Annotated in this window: 7 protein-coding genes; all 7 read right to left on the bottom strand. The window is 36.1% G+C overall.

The features are described from left to right. Positions 1 to 368: phBC6A51 family helix-turn-helix protein (locus H1S01_RS15800; RefSeq protein ID WP_188041382.1), on the bottom strand; the 368-nt coding region annotated here is incomplete at its 3' end. Positions 369 to 535: 167 nt separating this feature from the next. Next, positions 536 to 811, bottom strand: coding sequence for a hypothetical protein (locus H1S01_RS15795; protein ID WP_188041381.1), 276 nt, complete (start codon positions 809 to 811; stop codon positions 536 to 538). 637 nt (positions 812 to 1,448) lie between these two features. Continuing rightward, positions 1,449 to 1,703: a YolD-like family protein gene (locus H1S01_RS15790; RefSeq protein WP_188041380.1), complete on the bottom strand. Its 255-nt coding sequence runs from the start codon at positions 1,701 to 1,703 to the stop codon at positions 1,449 to 1,451. A gap of 109 nt (positions 1,704 to 1,812) precedes the next feature. After that, complete coding sequence (locus H1S01_RS15785) at positions 1,813 to 2,487, bottom strand: DNA-methyltransferase (RefSeq protein WP_188041379.1); 675 nt, start codon at positions 2,485 to 2,487, stop codon at positions 1,813 to 1,815. A gap of 119 nt (positions 2,488 to 2,606) precedes the next feature. Further along, complete coding sequence (locus H1S01_RS15780) at positions 2,607 to 4,487, bottom strand: DUF3732 domain-containing protein (RefSeq protein WP_188041378.1); 1,881 nt, start codon at positions 4,485 to 4,487, stop codon at positions 2,607 to 2,609. Further along, on the bottom strand, positions 4,484 to 4,942 hold the full coding sequence (locus H1S01_RS15775) for a three component ABC system middle component (RefSeq protein WP_188041377.1): 459 nt from the start codon (positions 4,940 to 4,942) through the stop codon (positions 4,484 to 4,486). The genes H1S01_RS15780 and H1S01_RS15775 overlap by 4 nt, the downstream gene beginning before the upstream one ends. After that, positions 4,936 to 6,177, bottom strand: a complete 1,242-nt coding sequence (locus tag H1S01_RS15770) for an ABC-three component system protein (RefSeq protein WP_188041376.1) — start codon at positions 6,175 to 6,177, stop codon at positions 4,936 to 4,938. The genes H1S01_RS15775 and H1S01_RS15770 overlap by 7 nt, the downstream gene beginning before the upstream one ends. Positions 6,178 to 6,465: the final 288 nt, after the last annotated feature.

Below are 6,465 nucleotides of genomic sequence, written 5' to 3'. Positions count from 1 at the left end.
ATCGCTTCGTTGGAACGGGCATCCTCTATCTTAGCCTCAACCTTCTGCACTTCCGTCAACCGGCCCTGGTTCTTCATGACCAGTTCGATAGCTTTTAATTTGTTCTTCTCGCTTTGACTGCCGCGAGCAATTGATTTTAGGCTGTTATAAGCCTCGGCAAGGAAGTCCTTCATCGCTAATTCGGCGACTTCATTCTGGTAAGCGATGAAATCCGGGTCCTGCTTCCATCGGTATAACGTCCGTTCGCTGATACCGGCTTCTTCCGCAATTTGGGCTAACGTCATTTTGTGGACGTCGTTGGAGGCGAGTATTTCCGCAGCGAGTCTCTGCGAGCCATTCAACGCATATTTCTTAGATTGCTCTGACAATGGTTCACCTTCTCCTTTCAATTATAAAGTTAGAACCTACTTCTAACTTCACTATAGTAAAGTACAATCCGTAGCGATCGTCAGCTTACCGTCAATCACGTAGATATCTCGTCAACAAAAAAGCGACCCCGCAGTGAATGACGTATCTCACCGCGTGTCGCTCTATTTTAGCCAACATCCTGTTCCCTATCGCTATGTTCTTCGGCAGCTTCAAGTCCTTGGATAACGAATAACAGCCTATCCAGCGCATTATCGTCAATATACCTTGACTCTCCCGCCAATTTCAGAAAATAACTCGTGAATGTCGACTTAGGCAGTTTCTTTTTCATTGCATTCGTACACTTTTGTGACCAGCTTCTAATCCGTTTTCTTTGCTCATCCTCTGTCAACAAGTGAAATTCTCTTTTTATCTTATTGCCTTCTTCGGCAAGTTCAAGAAACATTAATGTTACCCCCGATGAAATACCTTTGGTTTATCATATCATCAGAACAGACATTTCGATGTGATGACAGTCACATTATCTGCCAAGGCTGTGGATATAATCCATAACATCCAGTCCTCCGAGTGATCGTAAAACGCCCTCATTTGTGACAGGTATCTTACAGGAACCTCCGCCAGTAATCCCATATTTCACAGAGGCTTCCAAGTTGGTATGATATCTGGGCGGATGGCATGGCCAGCGTCCGAGGTATATATACGTGTTTCACTGTTCTTTGATAATCCCATAGATATAGTGTTACCGGTGTTAATTAACAGTGTATCTAGTTATAGTATTAAGACACAGTATAGTTAGTGTCAAAGGTGGTTGACGTCAAGATTGACGACGTCGTCGTTTTTGACATCGCTCTATGAACTGTTACTCCTCAATAAAGTTCATTTACCGGAAGTTATTTTTATAATCATCTAGCCCAGAAAAGCCAATTCCGGCCCCGCGCTCGCCTCACCCAGCTTCCGCACGGCTGGGTTGGCAACGTCGCGGGCTGTGTGGCCACGTGTGGCTCGCAAGTATTATTTGAATGGAATTATATTACCAATGGAGTCTGTCGGCACACGTGGCGAAACAGGCATGGCTGTGGCAATTACGAGATTTTCTGTACATCGACGATATCGGTGAAAAGAATTTCACGCTCACCACGCTCGGTAGATACTGATAATTTCCCCATTCTGCCTTTTAGCGGCACACACAAAATCTGCTTTCCATTTCGCAATTGAATCATTAGCTGTGACTTTTCTTGCATGGCAGAACTGACGATTTCATTCATTTCCTCTAGTTGATACTCAGTGATTTCTCGCAGGTCGTTAACCACCTGAGCGTCTTTAGGTTTTAGGAACATTACCAACACCTCCTGGAAATAGAATAGCACGTTTCTCTCGTCATTGGAACACACGTTCCGGTTCTATCCCAGGGATTTCTTGCCTTGGTCAAACATTGAACAACTATAATTATGCCGCTTGGTTGAGCCGTTTACTTGCTGCCTCCACGTAACCCTTCTCCACATCAAACGTAATGAACCTCCGCCCCATCCGCTTGGCTGCCACGCAATCTCCCCCACTACCGCAGAATGGGACCAGCACAACATCACCCGGCTTCGAAGATTTCTCAATAATCATCTCGGCCAGCTTTACCGGTTTTTGCGTTGGGTGGATGTAGGTCACTGCCGGATCGCGAGGCACAGGCCATACGTCAGAAATTCGCTTTCCTTTTAATATGTGTCTGCCCTTCACTGCGAAGATGAGAAATTCATGAGCGGGACTGTAGGCCCCACGGAGATCACCCATTCCCCCGCCGTTCTTTTGCCAGATGATGCAGTTCTTGATGGTGAAGTGTTGGGTGATACGGTGGTACCACTCGACGTAGACATCCCAGCGGGTCCAGCAGTATAGGGCAGCACCGTCCTTCAAAACCCGATAAGCATCGGCCAACCAGTCTGCCATGATGATATTGTCGTTTTGGATCGCGGTGAACTTTCGCTTGCGACTGCCGCTGCGGTAATTGATGCCGTATGGTGGGTCAGCGATGATGAGGTCGATGGAGTTGTCGGGAAGCAGCTTGAAGCCGTCGTTAATGTCCATGTGATGAATGGTGTCTAACGTTAATTCACCGAAGTTTGCTGTCATTGGCCACCGTCCTTGAAAAAAATAAGGCAGTCCGGCCACGATGGGCTGCACTGCCTGTCTATTCAATAGGTGGGCTGTGGGGTGAGGGGTACAATAATAATGAGTAACAAGGTTACATTTTAGTTAATATAGGAGTCAGGAATCAAGGCATTTCCGTGTTTAAACTCTTCATCCACTAAAATAACGTTATTTAATTTTTCATCTTCCCAGATTGAAGGAGGAATATGTTCTAGTACTATAATTTGAAAATCAGTTTTATAATCACTGTTAATTTTATCAATAAAGTCGTTTAGGATCTTGAACGCTATAGTTATTTTAGTCTTATCATCTTGCGGTATTTGAGACCAATTCTTTTTATTCTTTTTGCTACCGGCATCTTCTCCGTAATACGGACGGCTTGGTTGATCTAAAATAATAAAACTAGGTACAAAAGGTACCTCTTGGCTAATTATTAACTCATGAAGCCCCAACATGAAGCAAAGATGTAGAAACATGTGATTAGAGCTACTTCCTACTACTGCTGTATTGACCGCACCAGGTTTTTTTAACTTTAGCACTTTATTTTTATAGTCAAAAACAGACTTGTAACCCTTGTATGTACCTAATGCATCACCAGAATCATCTAAATAGTTTTGTATAAGTTCTTCAAGAAGCTTATAGACTAGATCTCTATTAATTATCTCTTTCTCTAACTTATCCTGTAACTCTGCTAACTCACGTGCTTTATTATCGAATTCTTCCTCGTTAAAGATATCCGTGAATTTTTTTTCAAACATCTCTAACTTAGATTTAATTTCGCCAATAAAAACAAACTTGTGTATATGATTTTGAAAATCAGATTTTATATTTGGGAATCTATCAAGAGCGTCCTCTATAAGACTTAATTCTTTTTGTAGGTTTTTCAACTGTTCATCTATGTTAATATTAAAAGGGCTTTTATTTTTTATTTCTTTTTTAATTAAGCCGAGCTCATTTTCAAACATTTCCATGAGATCTATCAAGTCTCTATTTATAATTAAAGAACCATATTTTTCTTTAATGAAATTAAGAGGTTGCAAACTATCTAAATTATCCTTTTGAATTTTTGTGTATTTTTCATATTCACTCCTAAACCTTGTAAAATTTCTAATTTTTCTTTTAACCTCGAATTTTTGTTTTTGCAACTTATCAAATTCTTTATAATCTGATGAGAAGTCAGCATCCTTAATAGTTTTTACCAGTTCCTTTAAGTAAAAGACGTCTTCTTCGATATTCTTTGTCACATCTTTAATTAAGTCATATTCTTTGGCCTTACGTATTAATTCTTTTATATTGCTGTGAAATATATTTTCTTCTTTTTTTAGGGCGGCTTTTCTTTTTTCCAATCGATTCAGGTCTTTTTCTAATGCATTTATTTTTTCTTTGATTATTATATTTTTTACAGTATCTATACCCGTCGCTAAATCAAAAACTCTATGTAGTGCTTCATTATACTTCTCGTCGTTTTGTTTATCGAAAAATACTTCACTATTACAAATAGTGTTTTCTGATTGTGTATTGAATAACCAAAAGTATCTAAGAGAAATCTTACTTCCTGCTTTTAGTTTTTTTCCACCGTAAGGAATTATTACATTACTATCGATTGAAAATTCGTTTTCTATTATTTCTTTTAATTGTTTCTCTTCTATTGTATCGGATATTTCTTCAGGAACAACTCCTATAGGGGAATAATAATACAAATCACTAACTTTACCTTTCTCAGTTAGAGCTCCCCTAGCGATAGTGAATGATTTATTATTAATCTTAAATTTTAAGCCATACCAACTTACATTTTCGTTAATTTTTTCTTCAGAGATATTAGCTTTACTCGCAAAGAAACAATAATCAATAATATTTATTATCGCAGACTTTCCGGTACCACTATCTCCCGTAATTACATTTATCTTGTTATTTTTGAATTCAAGTCGTCTTATTTTACCATTCTTAAGCCACAAAACAAGCTCTTCTAATACAAATTTCATATCTGCACCCTCAATTGTAAATATAAATTTATTTCCTCATCTCTTAAAACATGAGCAAGTTTGAAACTTGATTGAATTATATTGTAAGCTCTAACACCGATATTACTACTTGACGAAGGCATGGGTACATTTTTACTTATAATTATTTTATTTTTATATAATCGTACAAGCTTGATTTCCAATAAAAGGGCTATGGAGTTAAATGTAATTGGTAAAAAAGAATAATATCTTTGATTATAGTTGCTAAAGAAAGTAGGTTTTTTTACCATAAGTTCCTCTAAGCTATTTATTATAGTGTTTTTATTCTTCAGAAAGTCAACCGTACCTTTATGAGCAACGAAAGGTAATATAAGCATTGCTTTCGAAACACTAATTTCCTTTAGATGAATTAGTACGTAGTATATTGACAAAGCTCCTATAAATTCATTATTTACTACACTTCTTTTATTCAACATTTATTATACCTTTCTTCCCAGTCTAAACGCCATCCAATCAAAGGTTTATCAGATAATGAATAAAATTCACCGTTGCTCATTTCAGTATCTAATTTAGTTTCATCCAACACAAGTTCTATTTTTCTTACTTGATCTAAGCATACAAGTGCTTGTTCGATAATTGTTTTTTCAATAGGATTACTGCCCTCAATCTTCATACCTAATAAAACTTTTCTATATGCTTCCCTATGTATATTTTGCCATTTTAGTTTAGCGTCTTTTTCAAATTTCTCTACATCTTCTTCAATTAAAAGTCCCTCGTTCACCCATTCTTCAAGATGATTATTTATTTGTAGCATATATCTGGTAAATTCAATCATTTTATCAGTATCGTTTGGTTCAACTTCAAATATATCTATTAATTGCTTTATAAATATTTGTTTATCCAAAGGTTCTGAGAATGATAATTCCCTTTTACGTATAGGTAATTTTTTGTTTCTCCCCCTATCAAATAGCAAATTGTATTTTTTATAAAATTCTTCAAAGGATATTATTATCTTTTTTTGCGATTTAACTGTAAAATAGATATGTCTCCTAATATTACTATCTATTGCACTGAAGACATCTTCTATTTTAGATTCTGGAACATGTTTTTCTTTAATACTATTTTTAATCTTTGAAATAAGGTCGTCTTCTTCTAGCTCGAAATATAAGTTATCTAAAAATAAACTTAGCCATTTATCATCTTGAGAAAATAAATTCAAGATGTAATCTTGAAGATTTTTACTGGTTGTTGTTTTTGAAAGATCTTTAATATAATCCTTTATATTAGATATACTCATTACTCTTTTCTTAAATTCTATTACATTATTAAGGAATCTGATTTGTTTAACGGATTTATTTGATACTAAAACAAATTTTGTTTTCTTAATAAATTCTAACTGTTTGGTTAGTTCTTTTCTTCCTTGAGTAATGTCGTTTATATTTTTTACCCAATTGTCAATAGTATGCCATAAATCCTTATCAAGTTCTGTTAAATTAATAATGGCTCCAGATTTTTGTGTTTGAACAGAATGTTTCAATTGAAGAAGTATTTGTTCTTCATTAGGTAAGTCTAAGTGGATATCATCTTTTACTTCTATACCAATCTGTTGTCCAACTTTAAGACCAAGTAGCAAATATAAAAAATAGTAATATTGATAATCAAAACCTATTGATTTATTATCAGCACTAGTTAAATCTTGAACGCTTTTCATTTTTCACCTCATTATAAGATTAAATTGATCAATTTCAAAAGCTTAACCATAATTCATAAAGTCACCTCCTGCTCTTTTGTTCGACATTTATTTATATTTTCCTGGAAAAATATTTCGACATATTTCTACATTTGATTGGAGTTTTATAGATAGTCTGGCTTAATTAAACTCAACTGCTTATCCTCACATAGCAGACGACTTTCCGCCCACCTACCCCTCCCATGCCCACAAACTCCCCCACTTATCCCACGAAAAGCTCATCTGCTATGTAAACGCAAAAAAGCGACC

It is taken from the genome of Heliobacterium chlorum (assembly GCF_014502795.1).
In the GTDB taxonomy this organism is placed as follows: Bacteria; Bacillota; Desulfitobacteriia; order Heliobacteriales; family Heliobacteriaceae; genus Heliobacterium; species Heliobacterium chlorum.
Note: the sequence above shows the minus strand (reverse complement) of the source record. Positions and strands in the feature narration are given on the sequence as shown.